The following is an 18,319-nucleotide window of genomic DNA, read 5'->3' on the forward strand; positions in this document are numbered from 1 at the left end:
TCACCCCGCCTCCCGCATGGCGGCCATCGCGTCGGAGGCGAGCGCCTCGACGACGGCGGGCAGCGCGACGAACACGGTGCCGGCGAGGGCGAGGGTGAGCAGGATCTTCAGCGGGAAGCCGAGCGAGAAGGCGTTGAGGGCCGGAGCCACGCGGGTGAGGAGGCCGAGGCCGAGGTCGGCGAGGAAGAGCACCACGATGAGCGGCGCCGCGATCTGCGCCGCCGCGACGAGCATGCCGGTCACGGCGTGGATCGCCTGCTCCGCGGATGCGGCGAGGTCGATGGCGCTGCCGACGGGGATCGCGTCGAACGAGGCGAACACCCCGCTGAAGACCACGAGGTACGCCCCCGACGAGACCAGCAGCGCGATGCCGGCGAGATGGAACAGGCGGGCGAACTGCGCGCCCTGCACCATGGACTGCGGGTCGTACCCCATGGCCAGCTGGAACCCGCCGAAAAGGTCGAGCAGGCTCCCGGCCGACTGGATCGCCGAGAAGATCACGAGGACGAGGAATCCGAGGGCCGCCCCGGTGACGAGCTCGGCGACGATCGCGCCGAAGAACGCCCCGCCCTCGGCCGGCACGTACCCCGCCGCGACGCGCGGCGACACCGCGAGACCCAGCCCGACCGCGAGCGCCGCCTTCACTCGCCCAGGCACCGCGCCGTACGAGAACGGCGGCGCGATCACCACGAACGCGGCCATCCGCACGCTCGCGAGCATCACCGCCTCGAGCCAGCCCGCATCGATCGTGAACCCCATCAGCCGCCCCCGACGAGCGACGGGATGCGCGCGAACAGGTCGAGCGTGAACGCCACGATCTCGCTGATCATCCAGTGCCCGCACACCACGAGCGCGATGCCGACGGCGACCGCCTTCGGCACGAACGAGAGCGTGACCTCCTGGATCTGGGTGATCGACTGCACGAGCGAGACGGCGAACCCGACGACGAGGGCCGTCACGAGCACGGGCGCACCGAGCTTCGCCGCCACGATGAGGCCCTGCAGCCCGATGTCGAGCACGGCCGCGCTGTCCATCAGCCGCCTCCCCGGTAGCTGGAGACGAGGGTCGTGGCGAGCAGTCCCCACCCGTCGACGAGGATGAACAGCAGGATCTTGAACGGCAGCGAGATCATCACCGGCGGCAGCATCATCATGCCCATCGACATGAGCGCCGCGGAGACGACGAGGTCGATCACGAGGAACGGCACGAAGACGACGAAACCGATGATGAACGCCGACCGGAGCTCGGAGATGAGGAAGGCGGGGATGAGGGTCGCGAAGTCGACGGCCGCGGCATCCTCGGGGTTCGGCAGCCCGGCGGCCCGCGTCATCAGGGCGAGGTCCTCCTCGCGGGTGAACGAGAGCATCCACTCGCGCAGCGGCGCGCTGCCGGCCTCGACGGCCTGCCCGAAGTCGAGCGTGCCGTCGAGGTAGGGCTGCACGCCGAGCTCGTTCACCTGGGTGAGCACGGGCTGCATCACGAAGATCGACAGGAACAGCGCGAGGCCCGCGAGCACCTGGTTCGGCGGTACGGCGGGCAGCGACAGGGCATTCCGCGCCATCGCGAGCACCACGAAGATCTTCGTGAACGAGGTCATCATGATCAGCAGCGACGGGGCGACCGCGAGCAGCGTGATCGAGATCAGCGTGACGATCGCCGACGACGGGGTGCCGTCGGGGCCGTTGATCTCCACGCCGTAGCCGCCGCCGTTGTCCGCCGGCGGGGCCGGCTCCGCAGGCGGCGCGGGGTCGATGGGTTCGGCGAAGCCCGGCAGGGTCTGCGTCGCCACGAGGAGCAGCGCGATGACGGTGGAAGCGGCCGCGATCGCGGCGACCCGTGCGGGCTTGCCCGACCGGCGGCTGCCGGTCGAGGCGGGCGTCATAGGCCGAGGCCCTCCTTCACCCCGGCGAGCGAGCGCTTCCATGTCTCGGCCGAGAGGATCGACCCGCGGCGCGTTCCGTGCGGTGCGGGTGCGGTGGGCAGGGCGGATGCTGCCGCCAGTGCGGGTGCCGCGGGCAGTGCGGATGCCGCGGACAGGGCGGATGCCGCGGACGCGGCATCCGACTCGGCCGGGTCGTCCGCGAGCGGCGGGACGGCGGCGAGCACGCGGCCGAAGTCGGCGCGCGGCTCGCGGCCGGACTCCTCGTCAGCGGGATCCGCCGCGGCGCCGGCGGGCGACGGGCGATCGCTCAGCACGGTCACGCCGTGCTCCGTGACGCCCAGCATCAGCCGGCGCCCGTCGGCGTCGACGACGACCATCGACGCCTTCGGCGCGAGCGACTGCCGGGCCACGACCGTGACGAGCTGCGTCTTCCTGGTCCGCGCGCGGCTCCTGGTGACGCGCCGGTGCGCGTACCAGACGACCGCGAGCACGACGCCGAGCGAGACGGCGACGCGCAGCACGAGGAAGACGGTGTCCACTACTGCGGGCCGTCTTGGGCGTCGAGGATGCGGGTCACGCGCACGGCGTAGTCCTGGTCGACGACGACGACCTCGCCGTGCGCGATGATGCGGCCGTTCAGCAGGATGTCGGCCGGCGCCCCGGCCGAGCGGTCGAGCTCGACCACGGCGCCCGGCTCGAGGTTCAGGATGTCGCGCACCGTCATCCGGGTGCGCCCGATCTCCACCGTGAGCGCCATCTCGACGTCGTTGATGCGGGCGAGGTTCGCCCCGTCCTCGCCGCCGGCGGGGCGGCGGCCGGCGAGGCGCTCGCGCGTGGCCAGCCAGCCGGCGACACGGCCCGACTCGTCGAGCAGCTCGAGCACCGTGGCATCCTCGGCGGCCAGCAGGCTCGCGTCGCGCCGCACCTCGCCGAGCACCCCGGTGCCGAACGTGCGGGCGGCGGCCGCGAGCGCCGGCTGCACGAGATGCGCCGCGTCGAGGCCGTCCTCGCCGTCGAGCGAGCCCGCGGCGGCGAACCCGACCGCCACGTCGACCGTGCTGGCGCCGACCAGGGCGGCCTCGAACGCCTCCGCGGCATCCGTCACCGGCGCGGACGCCGGGCCGCCGACGCTCCACGCGTGCTCGCTCGGCAGGGTGCGGACGAAGGCCTCTGCGGCCTCGAGCGCGGTCGACGGGGGCGCGGTGAGGGTCATGATGCGGTCTCCAGCGTGTCGATGATGGTGCAGGCGAGGCGGGTGCCCGTGCGGCCCACGGCGGCGCGACCCAGCACGTGCCCGTCGACGCTCACCCGGAACGGCGTGCGGGCCGGCTGGCGGAGCGGGATCAGGTCACCCACCGCGAGGTCGAGCACCGCGCGCGGCGTGACCGGCACGGGGTCGAGCTGCACGGCGAAGTCGACGGGGGTGAGCGACACCTGCGAGGCGACGAGCGATCGCGCCCGGTCGGTGGCGACCACGGGGTTCGCGTCGCCGAGGCCCCGGAGGAGCACGTCGGCCGGGAACGCGACCGTCGCCGGCGCGGACTGCTCGCCGCACTCCACGGTGAACGACGCCACGATCATGAGCGCCGACGTCGAGGCCGCCTGCGCGAACTGGGCGTTGTGGTGGATCGTGTCGAACTCCAGGTCGGCGGGCAGCACCCGGCCGAGCGAGTACCGCAGGTCGTCGAGCAGATCGTCGCCGAGGGCGAGGACCAGCTGCTGCTCGATCTCCGTGAAGGTGCGCTCGGGCTCGCGGTGCTCGCCGGTGCCGCCCAGCATGTGGCTGAGCCAGGTGAGGGCCGCGACCGCGGGGAACTGGATGACCGCCTTCTCGGCCTCGTCGCCGATGCGGCAGAGCACCATGGTCGTCGAGGCCGGGAGCGACGCGGCGTACTCGTCGTAGGTGTGCATGTTCACCTGGTGGAAGGTCGCCTGCGAGCGGGTCCGCACGTTCGCGGTGAGCTGCGTGCCCCACTGCCGGGCGAAGGTCTCGAACGCGAGCTCCAGCACGCGCGAGTGCTCGCGTGCGAGCGTCGTGGGGCGGCGGAAGTCGTACGCGTGGACCGTCGCGGCGGTCGCCTGGGACGGCGGCGGGGTTCTGCGAGGCACGTCGTGGACTATCGGCTGCCGCGACGGGCCGGTTAGCGCGGGCGAGAGGCCGGGTGCACGGCTCAGCCCGCACCCTGCTGGCCGATGCCCGCGTACAGCTGGGGCAGCAGCTCGCGCACCGCGTCGGGCTCGTCCGAGAGCACGACGACGTCGACGCGCCGGTTCAGGGCGGCGGATGCCTCGTCCGCACCGTTCGCGACCGGTCGGGCCGACCCGAACCCGACCGCCGCCGCGCGCGGCGCGGCGATGCCCGTCTGCTCGACGAGGAAGCGCACCACCTGCGTCGCGCGGCCGCTCGCGAGCTCCCAGTCGGTCGGGAACGGGCCGGGAGAGCCGTGCGGATCGGCGTGGCCCTCGACCCGCACCTCGTCGTCGACCGTGCCGAGCACGCCGCCGACGACGCCGAGCACGGCGCGTGCCTTCTGGCTGAGCTCCACGCTGTTGCCCTCGAAGTAGGTCTCCGCGCCGACGAGGCGGACCGTGAGCCCGCGGTCGTCGATGTCGTAGGCGACCGCGTCCTGCAGGCCCTGCGCCGCGAGGCCCGCATCGATGCGATCGCGCAGTTCGAGCAGCCGGTCGAGCTCGCGCCGGGCGAGGTCGAGCGCCGACGGGTCGGAGGGCTCGTCGGTGCGGAGATCGGCCGGCACGACATACCCCTCGGAGATGTCCGTGTGCTCCGACGGCTCCTGCCCGAACCCGGTGGCCAGCGAGTTGCTGAGCGCCTCGAACTTCTCCGCGTCGACCGACGACATCGCGAACAGCACGATGAACATGCACATGAGCACCGTGACCATGTCCATGTACGAGGCCATCCAGCGCTCGTCGTTGTGCACGTCCGAGTCGGCGCCGCGCCGACGCCGCCTGGCGCTCATGCGGCCTCGAGCTGCTCCACGCCCGGCGCGATGGCGCGCAGGCGCTCGCCGAGGATGCGCGGCTGGCTGCCGGACTGCACCGCGAGCGCGCCCTCCATGACGAGGGTCATGTTCTCCGCCTCGAGGGTCGTCAGCCGGGCGATGCGATCGCCGAGCGGCAGCCAGATGAAGTTCGCCGAGAGCAGGCCCCAGAGGGTCGCCACGAACGCGGTCGCGATCGATGGCCCGAGTGTGTCGGGCGAGTCGAGCTTCTCGAGCACGTGGGTGAGTGACACGACGGTGCCGATGATGCCGACGGTGGGCGCGTAGCCGCCGAGCGCCTTGAAGAACCTGGCCGACTGCATGCCGACCCGCTCCTTCGAGGCGACCTCCTCCTCCAGCAGTGTGCGGAGCTCGTCGCCGTCGGTGCCGTCGGCGATGTTCTGCAGCGCGTTCCTGAGGAACGGGTCCTCGGTCTCCGCGGCATCCTGCTCGAGCGACAGCAACCCCTCGCGCCTGGCCTTCTCGGCGAGCTCGACGAGCCGGTCGATGGTGTCCTGCGGCTTCGCCGTGCGGCCGCGGATCGCACGCGGCACGGCCCGGAACGCCCGCATCGCGTCGGAGAGGGTGGCGCCGGCGATGCCGACGGCGATCGTCGCGCCGAAGACGAGCACCATCGGCGCGGGGATGAGCAGGGCGTCGACGTGGGCGCCCTCGAGGGTGATCATCGCGTACAGCGAGCCGAACGCGAGGACGATGCCGATGAGGAATGCGAGGTCCATGGTCAGTCCGCTCTCGGTGCGACGGCGAGCCGGGGCCCGGGCCGGGGATCGTCGCCTACGAGCTCCTCGGCGCGGGCGAGCACCCGGGCGCGGAACTCCACGATCTCCCGAACGATCTCGGCGAGCGACTCGGTGACGACGTAGCTGGTGCCGTCGACCATCAGCAGGGTCGTGTCGGGGCTTTCGTGCACGCGCTCGATGAGGTCGGCGTTCAGCGCGAACCGACTGCCGTTCAGTCGCGTGACGACGATCATGCACTTCCTCCGGACGTGAGGGCCCGGCGAAGGGGCCGCTCTCCACTGTCGGCGGCGGGCGGGCGAGCGTTAGGGCGGGGCCCGCCGCGCCCGCCGCGCCACCGAACGCCGCCCGGAACACAGCGAATCCGGGCCGGGACGCCGGCGAGGCATCCCGGCCCGGATCGGGCGCGCGGGCGTCAGCGCTTCAGGTTGGTGAGCTCCTGCAGCACCTCGTCGGAGGTGGTGATGATGCGGGCGTTCGCCTGGAACCCGCGCTGGGCGATGATGAGGTTCGTGAACTCCTGCGAGAGGTCGACGTTCGACATCTCGAGGTAGCCGCTCGCAAGGGCGCCGTAGCCCGGGTCGCCGGCGGCGCCGAGCTCGACGGCGCCCGTGTTCGCGGTCGCCCGGTACCGGGAGTCGCCGGCCTTCTCGAGCCCGCCGGGGTTCACGAAGGTGGCCAGGGCGATGCGCCCGACGGCCTCGGTGGCGCCGTTGGAGAAGGCGCCGGTGATGGTGCCGTCGGGGCCGATCGAGTACGAGTCGAGGGTGCCCGCGGCGCGGCCGTCCTGCCCGGCGACCTTCAGCGTGCTGAGGTCGGCGTAGCCGGTCACGCCGGCGAGGTCGACCGTGACGCCGCCGACGGTGAGCGTGGTGGGGCCCGTGGGCAGGCCGTCGGCGAAGGTGAGGGTGTCGAGGGTCGCCGTGCCGTCGCTCACCTCCCAGCCGGCGGCGTTGCGCGTGAACGTCAGCGTCACCGTCGTGGCCGTGCCGTCTGGACCGTAGACGTCGAGGTCCCGCACGATCTCGGTGCCGGCCGCGGCGTCGCTCGGCAGGTTGCCCGAGAAGCGCACCTCCGTCGTCGCGACGGCGGGCGAGACCGCGCCGCGCGGCAGCGTGATGTTGGCGAGGCCGCCGCCCTGGTTGACGACGCCGCCGACGGCGTTCCAGCCCATGACGAGCGCGCCGTCGGGCGTGACGAGCCGGCCCTGCGCGTCGAAGTCGAAGCCGCCGGCGCGCGTGTACAGCGTCTCGCCGCCGGCCTGCACGACGAAGAAGCCGTCGCCGGAGATCATGAGGTCGCTGGCGCGGCCGGTCGCCTGCGCCGAGCCCTGCGAGAAGTTCGTGCTGATGCCGGCGAGCTGCACGCCGAGGCCCACCTGGGCGGGGTTGGTGCCGCCGATCGCGGCGCCCGGCGCCCCGCCGCCCTGGATGAGCTGCGACAGCGTGTCCTGGAACTGCGTGGCCGAGCCCTTGAAGCCGGCGGTGTTGACGTTCGCGATGTTGTTGCCGGTGACGTCGAGCATCGTCTGGTGGGCGCGGAGCCCGGAGATGCCGGAGAAGAGCGAGCGGAGCATGGTCTGGCCTTTCGGTTCGGCGCCGGGCGCCCGGCGGTGCGGACGGCGGCGCGGGTCTGGGGTTACTTGCGGACGGCGGTGATGCGGTCGAGGGCGATGGCCTTGCCGTCCACGTCGATGAGCGGCACGGGTCCGGCGAACGAGACGGTGCCGGCGACGCCGGTGACGGGCTTGCCGTCCTTGTCGAGGTACTCGACCGTGCGGCCGATGAGCTCGGCGGCGGAGCTGCGCATCTGCAGCGAGAACGCCTCCTCCTGCTGGGTGGCGAGCGCGTTCAGGCGCTCCATCATCGCCAGCTGGGTCGTCTGCCCGATCATCTCGTTGGTGTCCATGGGCGAGGACGGGTCCTGGTGGGCGAGCTGGGTGACGAGCAGCTTCATGAACAGCTCGCCATCCATCTCCTGCTTGGGCACGCGGGTGGTGGGCGGCTGGGTGTAGAGGCCGGAGGTCCCGCCGGCTGCGGTGGCGCTCACTGGGTCGGTCATGGATGCTCCTCAGGCGATGACGTCGAGCCCGCCGCCGGGCTGCCCGGGGGCTGCCGCGAACGTGCGGGCGGGGTCGAGGCGGTCGGCGGAGTGGCCGGGCCGCGGGTCGGTGGCGGCGGCGCTGCGCCGGTCGGCCGGTTCGTCGCGACGGGGGCCCGGGCCGGTGTGCGGATCGGGGTCGGCACCCTGGTCGGGGCGGCGCCCGCCGCTGCCGGCATCGTCGGCGGCGAGGTCGATGCTCGCGCCGACCCCCGCGGCGGCGGCGTCGCGACGCAGCTCGCCGAGCACGTGGCGGAGCGCCTCGCGGCCGGCGTCGCCGGGGGCGTGCACCTCGATCCGGATGCCGTCGCCGTGCGAGACGGCCCGGAGCGTGACAGGCCCCAGCTCCTCGGGGGCGATGCGCACGAGCACCGATCCGTCGGTGCCGCTGCGGGCGAGCGAGACGAGGGGGCCGCTGAGCTGCTGGGCGAGGCGTTCCGATCCGGGCGCCGCCGCGGACGTCGGCGCCGGTGCGGTCGGTGCGGCCGCCGGTGCGGGCGCCGTCTGCGGCGTGACCAGTGACGCGGCGGATGCCCCGGCCTGCGCCTGGGTGGCCTCGGCCGCCACCCGGACGGGCGCGTCGGGGGCGGGTGCCGGGCCGCTCGTGCGGCGGGCCTCTGCGGCGGCGCCCGGGATGGCCGCGCCGGCGGTCGTGCTCGGGGCGCCTGCCGCGCCCGCGGCGGGGTCTGCCGCCGTGCCCGCGGGGTGACCGGCGGCAGCGGCCGAAGCGGTCGCCGAGGCGCCGGGCGCGGCCGGGGCGGCCCACGTGCCGGCTGCTGCACGGTCTCCCAGTGCGGGCGGGAGACCCGACGCCGTAGCAGGGGAGGGGGAAGGTGCCCCGGCGGGCGGAGCCGCGAGGGAGTCGCCGGCGCCGCGGGGTGGTGCGGTGCCGGACGGCGGGGATCCCGCCGGGGCGGTCGATGGGGCCGGAACGGCCGGTGCGCCGACGGATGCCGCACGCGGGGCCGCGCTCGGCGCGGTCGGTGCCGCGCCGGCGGCGACGGTGGTGGCTGCCGACGGGCCGGTGCCGTCGGCCTCGCCGAGCGCCGGCGACGCCGGAACGTCGGTGTCGCCGGGTGCGCCGCCCGGGATGGCGGCGGGGGACGAGGCATCCGGATGCGCGTGCACCTGACCGGCCGGCGCGTTGACGGCGTCGGGCCGGCCGACCGGCGAGGCCTCGGATGCGGCGGACGTGTCAGACCCGGCCGCGGCGGGGCCCTCGCCCGCCGGGCCGGGCTCGTGCGCGAGAGCGTCATCGCGGTTCGGGCGCTGGGCGGCCGGCGCGTCGGGCCGCGCGGGGGAGTCGGCCGCGGCATCCGCGGCGTGCAGGGCGGCGGCGAAGCGCTCGCCGGAGTCCCGCGGGCCGCTCGGCACCGGCCGGGCCGCCGGCGGCGGCCCGGTGACGATCGCGCCCGCGTTCACGAGGCGCTCCGCAGCAGGGCCTGGAGCTGCGCGGCGAGAAGGAGGTCGGTGAGGGCCTGGCGGTCGATGCCGGCGCCCGCGAGCGAGGTGGCGGCCGGCATCGCAGACGCCGCGATCGGCGCCGCCGAGGCCGCGGCCGGAGCCGGCTCGGCCGGGGCGACCCGCCGGATCGTCTGGATGTCGGCATCGGTGAGGTAGTTCGGCTGGTACGACACCGTGCGGCCTTCGTACGGGGCGTGCACGATCATGCCGTCGCCCGCGTAGATGACGACGTGGTCGGCGTTGTGGGTCACGATCAGATCGCCCGGCTGCGCCTCGGCGAGCGAGCCCACCTCGGTGCCGATGTGCTGCTGCTGCGAGACGCGGCGCGGTGCCTCGATGCCGAGCGTGCCGAGCACCTGCTGCACGAGCCCGGAGCAGTCGATGCCCGAGCGGTCGTTGCCCCCGAGCACGTAGGGCACGCCGAGGTAGGTCTTCGCCTCGTCGACGATCGCCCGGCCGGTTGCGGCGCCCGCACCGGGGGCGGCGCCCACGGTCGAGGGCTGCTGCGCGGCGAGCACGGGGGCGAACGCCGCGGCCGAGTCCGACCGGCCGGTCGGCGCGGTGACCTCGCGTCCCTCGAGCGCCGCGACGGTGCGGGTGATCTCGTCGATGCGTCCGAGCGCCTCGATGATCGGCATGTCAGGCTCCTTCCCGTCGGGCCGCGCGCGCGGACCCCAGTTCGTCGAGGCGGAGCTGCTCCGCCCGCAGGTCTTCGGCGGCGGCCGCGGTCAGGTGCGCGGTCTCGAGCCGCTCCAGAGCCCGCACCCGGCGGTCCGCGGCCTCGTGCGCGGCGCGTGCCTCCTCGGCCTCGGCAGCCTGAGCGGCGCGGAGCATCCGCAGCTCGCCGAGCCGCGCCTCGATCGAGGCGCGGCCCGCCGCCACGGCCCGGAGCGTGTCGAGGTCGGTGCCGGGCTCGCCGAACGCGGCGAGCTCGTGCAGCGCCCGGGTTCGCAGCGCGTCGCTGTCGCGGAGCCGGGCGTTCCGGCCCGCGAGGACGCTGCGGGCCTGCTCCTCCTGCACGCGCCGCACGCGGAGCAGGGCGTCGAGCCGGAATCCGCGGGTCATGCCGCCGCCCCCAGCGCCTGCGCCAGCGCGCGAAGCCCGGCCGCGGTCTCCGCGAGCGGCGCGGCCTCGCCGATCGGCTGGCGGAGGAACCGCTCGATCGCGGCATCCTGGGCGATCGCGGCGTCGACGAGCGGGTTCGCGCCGGGCTGGTAGGCGCCCACGTCGATGAGGTCCTGCGCCTGCGCGCGCGCCGCGAGCGCACGCCGCAGGATCGTGGCCTCGGCCTGCTGATCGGCCGGCTGCACGGCGCGCGCGACCCGCGACACCGAGCCGAGCGCGTCGACCGAGGGGAACCGGCCGGCGACCGCGAGCTTCCGGTCGAGCACGACGTGGCCGTCGAGGATCGAGCGCGCCGCGTCGGCGATGGGCTCGTTGTGGTCGTCGCCGTCGACGAGCACGGTGTACACGCCCGTGATCGAGCCGCGCTCGGCGGTGCCGGCCCGCTCGAGGAGCCGGCCGAGCAGGGCGAACGTCGAGGGCGGGTAGCCGCGGGTCGCCGGCGGCTCGCCCGCCGAGAGGCCGACCTCGCGCTGGGCCATCGCGACCCGGGTGAGGGAGTCCATCATGAGCACGACGTCGAGCCCCTGCTCGCGCTCGTGCTCGGCGATGCGCGTGGCGAGCTGCGCGGCGCGGAGTCGCATGGGCGCGGGCTCGTCGGCGGTGGCCACGACCACGATCGACCTGGCGAGCCCTTCGGCGCCGAGGTCGTCCTCGAGGAACTCGCGCACCTCGCGGCCGCGCTCGCCGATGAGGGCGATGACCGATCGTTCGGCGTCCGTGCCGCGCGCGATCATCGACAGCAGCGACGACTTGCCGACACCCGACCCGGCGAAGAGGCCGAGTCGCTGCCCGCGGCCGAGCGGCACGAGGGCGTCGAGCACGCGGACCCCCGTGCCGAGCTGGCGGTCGATGCGGGCGCGGGACATGGGCGTCGGGGCGGCCGAGGCGAGGTCGACGGTGCGCACGCCCGTGAGCGGGCCGCCGCCGTCGATGGGTCGCCCGAGTCCGTCGATCACCCGCCCGAGCAGGCCGGCTCCGACCGGGGCGCCCGCGGTGCGCAGGCGCCGGCGCACCTCGAGGCCGGTCTCGACGCGGAGCGCCGGGGTGAGCGGCAGGCACGACGCGATGCCGGGGCGCACGGCCACGACCTCCGCGACCGCGGCGGGGTCGCCGCCGAGCTCGACGAGATCTCCTGCGGCGAGCGTGAGCCCTTCGACCTCGATCGCGAGGCCGACCGCGCTGCGCACGCGGCCGACGCGCTCGGGGGCGGCGGCGCGCAGGGCATCGGCGAGGCCGCGGGGCACGGCAGGGTTCGCCGCCCGCGTCGTCGCCGGCCGCGTCGTCGCCGGCCGGGTGATCGTCGTCGTGGGGGTCATCCGGCCGCCTCCTCGAACGCGCGCCGAGCGCGGTCGAGCGCGGAGGCGATGCGGGCGTCGAGCAGGCCGTCGGGCAGCGCCGCGACGGCGTCGCCCTGGGCGAGCGCCGCGTCCGCCTCGAAGGCGACGCCATCGCGATCGGGCAGGGCGCCGGCGGCCGTCAGCAGCTCGAGGTCGGCGGGATGCAGCCGGATGACGAGCGGGGCCTCGGTCTCCTCGTGCGCCAGCACGCGGGCGACGGCGGCGGCCGCGGCACGCGTCGGGTCGGCGGCCGCGTCCGCGCCGAGCACGGCAGCGGTGAGGCTCAGCACGCCGTCGGCGAGTGCTCGGTCGGCGTCGGCGAGCACGGGCGCCGCGGTCGCGCGCACCGCCGCGCACGCGGCATCCAACCGGGCGACGGCCTCGGCGACCCGGCGTTCCCGCTCAGCCTCGGCGGAGGCGTTCCGGTGTGCGAGCTCGGTCAGCAGGCGCGCCCGCTCCCGCTCGGTGCGGCGCCGCCCGCGGGCGAGCCCCATGGCGTAGCCGCGCTGCACGGCGGCGGGCACGCCGGCGGCGGGCGAACCGCCCGCGGTCACCCCGAGGTCGGGGAAGGGCAGCACCTCGAACGCGTCCGCCGGAGCGGCCGCGCCGGCCTCACGCGACGTACTCATCGGCATCCCCCCGGTGCACGGTGATCTCGCCCTCCTCGGCGAGCTCGCGGATGGCGCGGACCAGGTCGGCTCGCGCCTCCTCGACCTGCGACAGACGGACCTGGCCGAGCAGCGCGGCCTCGCTGTCCAGCAGCTCGCGGTTGCGCTCGGAGAGGTTCTGCCGGATCTTCTGGTCGACGGCGGCCGGTGCGCCGCGGAGCGCGACGGCGAGCGCGGCCATGTCGGTGCCGCGCACGACGCGCTGCACGTCGCGGTCGTCGAGGCGGACGACGTCGGTGAACGTGAGCAGGCGGCTGCGCACCTCCTCGGCGAGGTCGGGATTGCGGGCCTCGAGGGCGTCGAGCACGGCGCGCTCGGTGGCGACGGGGGCGCGGTTGATGATGTCGACGAGGGGCTGCACGCCGCCGACCACCTCGGTCGCGGCGCGGGGCGAGATCATGGATGCCGCGCGCGCCTTCAGCGTCGACGAGACGATGGCGATCGCCGCAGGCGTGGCGCTGGTCATCTGCGCGATGCACTCCGCGACGTCGGCGCGACGGTCGTCGGGCAGGCCGGCGAGGATGCTCGACGCCTGCGCCGGGCGCAGGTGCGTGAGCACCACGGCGACCGTCTGCGGCAGTTCGGCGTCGAGGAGGGAGACGACCTGCGCGGGCTCGGCGCTGTCGAGGAACTCGAACGACTTGCCGGCGAGCGAGGAGGCGACGCGGTTCATGACGCCCGCGGCCCGGTCGGCCCCGAACGAGGAGGCGAGCAGGTCCTCGGCGAGCTCACGGCCGCCCCGGGCGCCGATCCGCCCGGCGACCGCAAGGTCGTGGAACTCGGAGATCGCGAGGTCGGTGGTGGTGGCGTCGACGCGCTGCAGGCGGATGATCTCCGCGGTGATCTCCGCGGCCTCCGACTCGGTGAACCCCTTCAGCAGCGCGGCCGCCTGCTCGCGCTCGAGGTTCATCAGCACGACGGCGACCTTCTGCGCGCCGGTCAGCGCGGCGGTGCTCATGCGGGCGTCCGATCATCGAGCATGGCACGCAACAGCTGCGCGGTGCGATCGGGGTCCTGCTCGGCCATGCGGGCGATCTCGGCGCGCTTCGCATCGGCCGGGTCGGGCTCGCGGGGGCCGGACGGCAGGGCGACGGGGTCGGGCTCGGGCTCGAACACCTGCTCGTAGTGCGGCACGGCCTCCTCGAGCTCGAGCGGCTCGCGCTTGGCGCGGAACCGGCGGCCCATGACGATGGCGCCGATGATGCCGATGACGAGCACGACGGCGGCGAGGATGCCCCAGCGCACGAGCTCGGCGAGCCGCTCGGCCTCGGCGTCGGCCTCGGCGGCACGGAGCGCCTCGGTGGCCTGCTGGGCGTCCGTGGTGCTGAAGTCGACGAGCTGCACGCTGATCTCGTCGCCGCGTTCGGGGTCGATGCCGGCGGCGGCCGCGACGAGGTCCTGCACCTCGGCGACGCGGAGCCCCTCGGCCGCGGCGCGGTCGATCGCGACCGACACCGACTGTCGCGCGACGGCGCCGGCGGGGATGCTGCGGGTCTCGGTGACCTTGTCGACGGCGTTGTTCCGCACGGTCTCCTCGGAGGTGTACGTGCCGTCGCCGCCGTCGCCGCCCGGCACGGCGATGTTGTCGGGGCCGAGCACGCCCGCCTGCGCGCCGCCCGTGCCGGTGTACTCCTCGGTGTTGACCGATTCGTTCAGGGCGGGGGTGTCGGCGGCGGCCTCGAAGCGCTCGCTCGTCACCTCGGCGGACTCGTCGCTGATGGTCGCGGCGACGGCCACGGTGGCGTTGCCGCCGCCGACGATGCGGTCGAGCATCTGCTGCACCGATGCCGCGACGCGGGTCTCGTAGTCGCCGGCTCGGGTGTCGTTGCCGCCGCCCGGGCCGGTGCCGAGCGCGGAGAGGACGTTGCCGTCGGCGTCGACGATGGCGACGTCCTCGACCTTCATGCCCTCGACGGCGGCGCTCGTGAGGTGGGCGATGGCCTCGACCTGCGACGTGGTGAGCGTGGTGCCGGCGGCCGTCTCGATGAACACCGACGCCGTCGGGTCGCGCTGCTCCTCGACGAACACGGTCTCCTCCGGCAGGGCGAGCTGCACGGCCGCCGACTTGACGCCCGACATCGCGGAGATCGTGCGGGCGAGCTCGCCCTCGATGGCGCGCTTGTAGGTCACGGACTGCTGGAACGCCGAGGTCGTCACGCCCATCTCGTCGAGCAGCGCGTACCCGCCCGTCGATGACGACGGGAGCCCGGCGGCGGCGGCCTTGAGCCGCTCCTCGTAGACGACCTCCTGCGGCACGAGCACCGTCGAGCCGCCGTCGGCGAGCTCGTACGGCACGTTGGCCGACCGGAGCTGCTCGACGACCGCGTTGGCGTCGGCGCCCGCGAGCCCCGAGAACAGCGGCGTGTACGCGGGACGCGACAGCCAGGCGCCGAGGGCCACCACGCCCACGGCGAGGAGGGCGACGGCGAGGACCGCGAGCACGCGCTGCGCGACGCTGAACCCGCCGATGAACCCACCGATGCGGGCGAGACCGGCTTTGATCGGGGCGGGCATCAGGCCTGCATCCGCATGATCTCGTTGAACGCCTCGACTCCGCGGTTGCGGACGGCGGCGACGAGCTCGAGCGTCACCGCCGCGCGCGAGGAGGCGAGCGTCGCCTGGTGGATGTCGGTGAGGTCGCCCGTGATGGCCCGCATCGCGAGCTGCTTCGACTCGCCCTGCAGCGCCTGGGCGCCGTCGACGGCGCCGGCGAGGGCCTGGGCGAACCCGGTCGCCCCGGCGGGGTTCACGGCGTCGGCGCCCGATGCCCGGGCGCCGGTCGCGCCGGCCGGGTCGGCCAGGTACCCCGTCTGCGTCACGCCTGCGGCCCCGGATGCCGCGGCGGCCACGGCCTCGACCGGCATCAGCCGCGCCCGATCTGGAGGGCCGCGAGGTAGGTCTCGCGGGCACGGTCGACGACGGCGGCGTTGGCCTGGTAGCCGCGCTGCGCCATGATGAGCGCGCCCATCTGGCTCGACATGTCGATGTCGGGGTAGCGGACGTACCCGTCGGCGTCGGCGAGGGGGTGGTCGGGCTGATACGCCAGCCGACCCTCGGCGTCGCCGAAGGCGGCGCCCTGAACGTAGACGCCGGTCGTGCCCGCGCCCGCCTGGGCGATGACGTAGCGGGCCTGGAACGCGTCGCCCGCGGTGCTCGTCGCGGTGTTCGCGTTGGCGAGGTTGTCGGAGACGGCGTCGAGCCACTTGCGGTGCACGGTGAGGGCGGTGCCGGCGATGCCGATCGCGTCGAAGGTCATGGTCGGGCTCCGGTCATCCGTTCAGGCGCATCGCGGTGCGCAGGGAGGTGAACTGCCCGTTCGCGGCCTGGCTCGCGAACTGGAACCGCAGGACGGTGTCGATGTTCGATAGCGTCTCGGTGTCGAGGTTGACGTTGTTGCCGTTCAGCTGCGTCGGCTCGAGCGACCGCGCGGTGGTCGCCCGGGTGGCGCCGTCGCCGGCGGCGATGGAAGCGGCGAGCGCCTGCTCGAACTGGACGCGCTGGGCTCGGTAGCCGGGCGTGCTGACGTTCGCGATGTTGTTGGCGATGGCGCGCTGGCGCGCCGCCAGCCCGTCGAGCGCGCTCGAGAGCGCGAGCGCCGACACGGAATCGAACACGAGTGGTCCCCCAGATGGTGCAGCGGGCGGCCGGTCCCTGGCCTGGTCGTCGAGCGATCCGTGCTCGCGCGACACTGTCGGTCGTGTGCGCCGGTGCGTTAGCCGGATGCCTCGCGCCGGGCTACGCCGTGCGGTCGAGGTAGACCGGTCGCGAGGGGACGGCGGCCGGGCGCGACCGGCGCTGCGCGGCGAGCTGCTCGAGCTCACGGGCGAGGTCGAGCCGGGCCTGCTCGGTGGCGGCGATCCGTCGCCGCAGCGCCTCGAGCGCGTCCGCGGCCGCGTCGGCGAGCTCCGGGGGCAGCGGTGAGGGCGGCGGAGCCGGGAGGGCGATGGCACCCGGGTTCGAGCTGCCGGGGCCCGAGAAGTCGTCCCGGTCCGAGGCATCCGTCTCGCTCGTGAGCCGGCCGAGGTAGGCCGCCCACGCCGCCGCGACGTCGTCAGCCGACATGCGCCGCCCCGGTCGTGCTTCGGGCCGGGCTCGCCTCGGCAGCCTCGTGCCAGGCGCGCCGCAGCGGTTCGAGCCGCGCGATGCACTCGCGGGTGAGCTCGACGTCGCGGCCGATGTTCGCCCGCACGAGGGCCTGGAAGACGTAGTCGTAGATCGCCATGAGCCGGCTCGCGCCGTCCCACAGGTCGACGTCGAGCGAGCGCTGCAGCTCGATGACGATGTCCTGGGCGTGCGTCAGCTGCCCGCCGGCCTCCGGCCAGTCGCCCGCGAGCTGGGCGGCCTCTGCGCGGTGCAGGTCGAGCAGGAGCCGGTCGTACAGCATCGTCAGCAGCCTGCTGGGCGAGGCGCTCAGGATGGCGGTGCGCCGGTACTCCGCGCTGCGGTCGATCACGTCGGCTCCTCCGGTCGGGGCTACTTCTCGGTGCGGGGGGTCCAGCTCGGCAGGCCGGCGAGCTGGGAGGCGAGGTAGTCGGACTGCGCGTTCATGGTGCTGAGCGCGACCTCGAGCGCGGCGTACGTGCGCCGCAGCTCCGCCTCGCGCTGCTCCAGCCTTCGCCCCCAGTTCGTGATCTGGTCGTCCATGTCCTTGATGAGCGATTGACGGCTCTCGATCTGCTTGGTGAGCAGCCCGTCGTACTTGTCGGAGTACCGGTCGGCGACCTCGGCCACGCGTCCGGCGATCGTGCCGAACGCCGCCTGCACCTTCGCCGGCTCGGCGGCCATGGCGGCCTGGAACTTCTCGGCGTCGAACTCGAGCTCGCCCTCCTTCGAGAAGCTGATGCCGAACGGCGCGAGCGACGCGCCGTCGACGGGCGCCTGGATGGCGGCGACGAGCGCCTGGCGCAGGGTGCGCACGTTCGAGTCGCTCGTGAAGCTGCCGACGGCCGTGATGGCGTTGCCCTCGGCATCGGTGGTCTTCGTGGTCGCGGACTTCTGCGTGATGAAGGTGAGGATCTTCCGCACCTCGTCGAGGAACGCGGATGCCGCCTCCGACGAGGCCTTCACGTCGGCGCCGACGGTGATGGAGACGGGGTCGGCGGTCGGCTTCGACACGGTCACGTCGACGCCTGGAAGGAGATCGTCGAACGTGTTCGACGCGCTCGTGACCTCCTGGGCGGCCGGGGTGCCGGCCCAGAGCGTCACCGCGGCGTCCTGGCCCTGCCGCACGAGTGCGGCGCCGGCGACGCTCTGCAGATCGACGGCGGTGCCGGCGTCGAGGTCGGCCGCGCTGCCCTGGTAGACGCGGAAGGCGGCGTCGGCGCCGGTCTCGGTCGAGGCGAACTGGAGCCGGTAGAGCGGCTGGCCGGAGGCATCCGTGCCGGCCTGGATGCGGGTCGCGGTGATCCCGAGCTCGGCGTTGTTGACGGCCCGCGCGATCTCGGCGACCGAGTCGCCGGTGGCGACGACCTGGCTGCGGGTGCCGTCGGGGCGCACCACGGTGAGCACGGGCGGGGAGCCGGGCCAGGTCGGCATGGCCGCGGAGACCATCACGTGCGCGCTCGCGACGCGCGTCACGGTGAGGTCGATGCCGCCGGTGGCGGCGCCCTCGCCGGCCGTGACCGAGACGGAGGCGTCGGAGGAGGTCGTGGTGAAGCGGGCGATCGCCGACGGCTTCGTCGCCGTCGTGGCCTGCTCGAGAAGACGGGCGAGCGCGGTGTTCAGCCCCTGGAAGTCGGTGAGCGCGACGTTGGCCTTCTGCCGGTTGGCGTTCAGCAGGGTGCGCGGTGCCGCCTCGATGCTCATCAGCTTGGTGATGAGCTCGGTCGTGTCGAGGCCGCTGGCGAGGCCGTCGAGGGAGATGCCCATGGCGCGTCCGTTCGAGTCGGTGGGTCGGGTCGGGTCGGGTCGAGTCGGGTCTGCGGTGCGGTGCCTGAAGTCGTGCGTGCGGTGCGGTGGAAACGGGCGAGCCCGGCGGCGGTGC

Annotated in this window: 24 protein-coding genes; all 24 read right to left on the reverse strand. The window is 74.5% G+C overall.

Translation table 11 applies throughout. The features are described 5' to 3' along the window. Entirely contained in the window at positions 1-759 is a 759-nt protein-coding gene (locus ABIQ69_RS01030; RefSeq protein WP_350348540.1) for a flagellar biosynthetic protein FliR, read from the reverse strand. Next, positions 759-1,034 (reverse strand): flagellar biosynthetic protein FliQ, encoded by a 276-nt coding sequence (locus ABIQ69_RS01035; protein WP_350348541.1) that lies wholly within the window; start codon positions 1,032-1,034, stop codon positions 759-761. The genes ABIQ69_RS01030 and ABIQ69_RS01035 overlap by 1 nt, the downstream gene beginning before the upstream one ends. Beyond that, entirely contained in the window at positions 1,034-1,882 is an 849-nt protein-coding gene (gene fliP, locus ABIQ69_RS01040; RefSeq protein WP_350348542.1) for a flagellar type III secretion system pore protein FliP, read from the reverse strand. The genes ABIQ69_RS01035 and fliP overlap by 1 nt, the downstream gene beginning before the upstream one ends. After that, on the reverse strand, positions 1,879-2,421 hold the full coding sequence (locus ABIQ69_RS01045; RefSeq protein WP_350348543.1) for a flagellar biosynthetic protein FliO: 543 nt from the start codon (positions 2,419-2,421) through the stop codon (positions 1,879-1,881). The genes fliP and ABIQ69_RS01045 overlap by 4 nt, the downstream gene beginning before the upstream one ends. Continuing rightward, positions 2,421-3,095, reverse strand: a complete 675-nt coding sequence (fliN, locus tag ABIQ69_RS01050; protein ID WP_350348544.1) for a flagellar motor switch protein FliN — start codon at positions 3,093-3,095, stop codon at positions 2,421-2,423. The genes ABIQ69_RS01045 and fliN overlap by 1 nt, the downstream gene beginning before the upstream one ends. Then, positions 3,092-3,991 (reverse strand): flagellar motor switch protein FliM, encoded by a 900-nt coding sequence (locus tag ABIQ69_RS01055; RefSeq protein ID WP_350348545.1) that lies wholly within the window; start codon positions 3,989-3,991, stop codon positions 3,092-3,094. Before ABIQ69_RS01055 ends, fliN begins: the two co-directional genes overlap by 4 nt. Positions 3,992-4,053: 62 nt before the next feature. After that, a complete protein-coding gene (locus ABIQ69_RS01060; protein ID WP_350348546.1) occupies positions 4,054-4,863 on the reverse strand; it encodes a flagellar motor protein MotB in 810 nt (269 codons plus the stop codon). Beyond that, on the reverse strand, positions 4,860-5,624 hold the full coding sequence (locus ABIQ69_RS01065) for a MotA/TolQ/ExbB proton channel family protein (RefSeq protein WP_350348547.1): 765 nt from the start codon (positions 5,622-5,624) through the stop codon (positions 4,860-4,862). The genes ABIQ69_RS01060 and ABIQ69_RS01065 overlap by 4 nt, the downstream gene beginning before the upstream one ends. Positions 5,625-5,626: 2 nt before the next feature. After that, positions 5,627-5,878 (reverse strand): flagellar FlbD family protein, encoded by a 252-nt coding sequence (locus ABIQ69_RS01070; RefSeq protein WP_350348548.1) that lies wholly within the window; start codon positions 5,876-5,878, stop codon positions 5,627-5,629. 179 nt (positions 5,879-6,057) lie between these two features. After that, positions 6,058-7,218, reverse strand: coding sequence for a flagellar hook protein FlgE (locus ABIQ69_RS01075; RefSeq protein ID WP_350348549.1), 1,161 nt, complete (start codon positions 7,216-7,218; stop codon positions 6,058-6,060). Positions 7,219-7,280: 62 nt separating this feature from the next. Then, positions 7,281-7,703 (reverse strand): flagellar hook capping FlgD N-terminal domain-containing protein, encoded by a 423-nt coding sequence (locus ABIQ69_RS01080; protein WP_350348550.1) that lies wholly within the window; start codon positions 7,701-7,703, stop codon positions 7,281-7,283. A gap of 9 nt (positions 7,704-7,712) precedes the next feature. Further along, the gene (locus ABIQ69_RS01085; RefSeq protein WP_350348551.1) at positions 7,713-9,164 is read right to left on the reverse strand and encodes a hypothetical protein; all 1,452 of its coding nucleotides are present in this window, start codon (positions 9,162-9,164) and stop codon (positions 7,713-7,715) included. Then, the gene (locus ABIQ69_RS01090) at positions 9,161-9,844 is read right to left on the reverse strand and encodes a C40 family peptidase (protein ID WP_350348552.1); all 684 of its coding nucleotides are present in this window, start codon (positions 9,842-9,844) and stop codon (positions 9,161-9,163) included. The genes ABIQ69_RS01085 and ABIQ69_RS01090 overlap by 4 nt, the downstream gene beginning before the upstream one ends. Position 9,845: 1 nt before the next feature. Next, entirely contained in the window at positions 9,846-10,271 is a 426-nt protein-coding gene (locus ABIQ69_RS01095) for a flagellar export protein FliJ (protein WP_350348553.1), read from the reverse strand. Then, positions 10,268-11,647, reverse strand: coding sequence for a FliI/YscN family ATPase (locus tag ABIQ69_RS01100; protein ID WP_350348554.1), 1,380 nt, complete (start codon positions 11,645-11,647; stop codon positions 10,268-10,270). The genes ABIQ69_RS01095 and ABIQ69_RS01100 overlap by 4 nt, the downstream gene beginning before the upstream one ends. Next, a complete protein-coding gene (locus tag ABIQ69_RS01105; RefSeq protein WP_350348555.1) occupies positions 11,644-12,297 on the reverse strand; it encodes a FliH/SctL family protein in 654 nt (217 codons plus the stop codon). Before ABIQ69_RS01105 ends, ABIQ69_RS01100 begins: the two co-directional genes overlap by 4 nt. Continuing rightward, positions 12,281-13,294, reverse strand: a complete 1,014-nt coding sequence (gene fliG, locus ABIQ69_RS01110; RefSeq protein WP_350348556.1) for a flagellar motor switch protein FliG — start codon at positions 13,292-13,294, stop codon at positions 12,281-12,283. Before fliG ends, ABIQ69_RS01105 begins: the two co-directional genes overlap by 17 nt. Further along, on the reverse strand, positions 13,291-14,850 hold the full coding sequence (gene fliF, locus ABIQ69_RS01115; RefSeq protein WP_350348557.1) for a flagellar basal-body MS-ring/collar protein FliF: 1,560 nt from the start codon (positions 14,848-14,850) through the stop codon (positions 13,291-13,293). Before fliF ends, fliG begins: the two co-directional genes overlap by 4 nt. Beyond that, positions 14,850-15,200, reverse strand: coding sequence for a flagellar hook-basal body complex protein FliE (gene fliE / locus ABIQ69_RS01120; RefSeq protein WP_350348558.1), 351 nt, complete (start codon positions 15,198-15,200; stop codon positions 14,850-14,852). Before fliE ends, fliF begins: the two co-directional genes overlap by 1 nt. Further along, positions 15,200-15,592 (reverse strand): flagellar basal body rod C-terminal domain-containing protein, encoded by a 393-nt coding sequence (locus tag ABIQ69_RS01125; protein WP_350348559.1) that lies wholly within the window; start codon positions 15,590-15,592, stop codon positions 15,200-15,202. The genes fliE and ABIQ69_RS01125 overlap by 1 nt, the downstream gene beginning before the upstream one ends. 13 nt (positions 15,593-15,605) lie before the next feature. Further along, positions 15,606-15,950 (reverse strand): flagellar basal body rod protein FlgB, encoded by a 345-nt coding sequence (gene flgB, locus ABIQ69_RS01130; RefSeq protein ID WP_350348560.1) that lies wholly within the window; start codon positions 15,948-15,950, stop codon positions 15,606-15,608. Positions 15,951-16,071: 121 nt separating this feature from the next. Continuing rightward, entirely contained in the window at positions 16,072-16,398 is a 327-nt protein-coding gene (locus tag ABIQ69_RS01135) for a hypothetical protein (protein WP_350348561.1), read from the reverse strand. Then, positions 16,388-16,789, reverse strand: coding sequence for a flagellar export chaperone FliS (fliS, locus tag ABIQ69_RS01140; RefSeq protein ID WP_350348562.1), 402 nt, complete (start codon positions 16,787-16,789; stop codon positions 16,388-16,390). The genes ABIQ69_RS01135 and fliS overlap by 11 nt, the downstream gene beginning before the upstream one ends. A 20-nt stretch (positions 16,790-16,809) precedes the next feature. Further along, on the reverse strand, positions 16,810-18,204 hold the full coding sequence (gene fliD / locus ABIQ69_RS01145) for a flagellar filament capping protein FliD (protein ID WP_350348563.1): 1,395 nt from the start codon (positions 18,202-18,204) through the stop codon (positions 16,810-16,812). Positions 18,205-18,319: the final 115 nt, after the last annotated feature.

It is taken from the genome of Agromyces sp. G08B096, from assembly GCF_040267705.1.
In the GTDB taxonomy this organism is placed as follows: domain Bacteria; phylum Actinomycetota; class Actinomycetes; order Actinomycetales; family Microbacteriaceae; genus Agromyces.

What these genes read in the sequence shown, in the direction of transcription:
- ABIQ69_RS01125 (WP_350348559.1), bottom strand. Translation starts at nt 15,592, where the DNA reads ATGACCTTCGACGCGATCGGCATCGCCGGCACCGCCCTCACCGTGCAC.
- ABIQ69_RS01095 (WP_350348553.1), bottom strand. Translation starts at nt 10,271, where the DNA reads ATGACCCGCGGATTCCGGCTCGACGCCCTGCTCCGCGTGCGGCGCGTG.
- fliD (WP_350348563.1), bottom strand. Translation starts at nt 18,204, where the DNA reads ATGGGCATCTCCCTCGACGGCCTCGCCAGCGGCCTCGACACGACCGAG.
- ABIQ69_RS01135 (WP_350348561.1), bottom strand. Translation starts at nt 16,398, where the DNA reads ATGTCGGCTGACGACGTCGCGGCGGCGTGGGCGGCCTACCTCGGCCGG.
- ABIQ69_RS01065 (WP_350348547.1), bottom strand. Translation starts at nt 5,624, where the DNA reads ATGGACCTCGCATTCCTCATCGGCATCGTCCTCGCGTTCGGCTCGCTG.
- ABIQ69_RS01105 (WP_350348555.1), bottom strand. Translation starts at nt 12,297, where the DNA reads ATGAGTACGTCGCGTGAGGCCGGCGCGGCCGCTCCGGCGGACGCGTTC.
- ABIQ69_RS01070 (WP_350348548.1), bottom strand. Translation starts at nt 5,878, where the DNA reads ATGATCGTCGTCACGCGACTGAACGGCAGTCGGTTCGCGCTGAACGCC.
- ABIQ69_RS01060 (WP_350348546.1), bottom strand. Translation starts at nt 4,863, where the DNA reads ATGAGCGCCAGGCGGCGTCGGCGCGGCGCCGACTCGGACGTGCACAAC.
- fliF (WP_350348557.1), bottom strand. Translation starts at nt 14,850, where the DNA reads ATGCCCGCCCCGATCAAAGCCGGTCTCGCCCGCATCGGTGGGTTCATC.
- ABIQ69_RS01080 (WP_350348550.1), bottom strand. Translation starts at nt 7,703, where the DNA reads ATGACCGACCCAGTGAGCGCCACCGCAGCCGGCGGGACCTCCGGCCTC.
- ABIQ69_RS01090 (WP_350348552.1), bottom strand. Translation starts at nt 9,844, where the DNA reads ATGCCGATCATCGAGGCGCTCGGACGCATCGACGAGATCACCCGCACC.
- ABIQ69_RS01075 (WP_350348549.1), bottom strand. Translation starts at nt 7,218, where the DNA reads ATGCTCCGCTCGCTCTTCTCCGGCATCTCCGGGCTCCGCGCCCACCAG.
- ABIQ69_RS01030 (WP_350348540.1), bottom strand. Translation starts at nt 759, where the DNA reads ATGGGGTTCACGATCGATGCGGGCTGGCTCGAGGCGGTGATGCTCGCG.
- fliP (WP_350348542.1), bottom strand. Translation starts at nt 1,882, where the DNA reads ATGACGCCCGCCTCGACCGGCAGCCGCCGGTCGGGCAAGCCCGCACGG.
- fliE (WP_350348558.1), bottom strand. Translation starts at nt 15,200, where the DNA reads ATGCCGGTCGAGGCCGTGGCCGCCGCGGCATCCGGGGCCGCAGGCGTG.
- ABIQ69_RS01035 (WP_350348541.1), bottom strand. Translation starts at nt 1,034, where the DNA reads ATGGACAGCGCGGCCGTGCTCGACATCGGGCTGCAGGGCCTCATCGTG.
- ABIQ69_RS01100 (WP_350348554.1), bottom strand. Translation starts at nt 11,647, where the DNA reads ATGACCCCCACGACGACGATCACCCGGCCGGCGACGACGCGGCCGGCG.
- fliG (WP_350348556.1), bottom strand. Translation starts at nt 13,294, where the DNA reads ATGAGCACCGCCGCGCTGACCGGCGCGCAGAAGGTCGCCGTCGTGCTG.
- fliN (WP_350348544.1), bottom strand. Translation starts at nt 3,095, where the DNA reads ATGACCCTCACCGCGCCCCCGTCGACCGCGCTCGAGGCCGCAGAGGCC.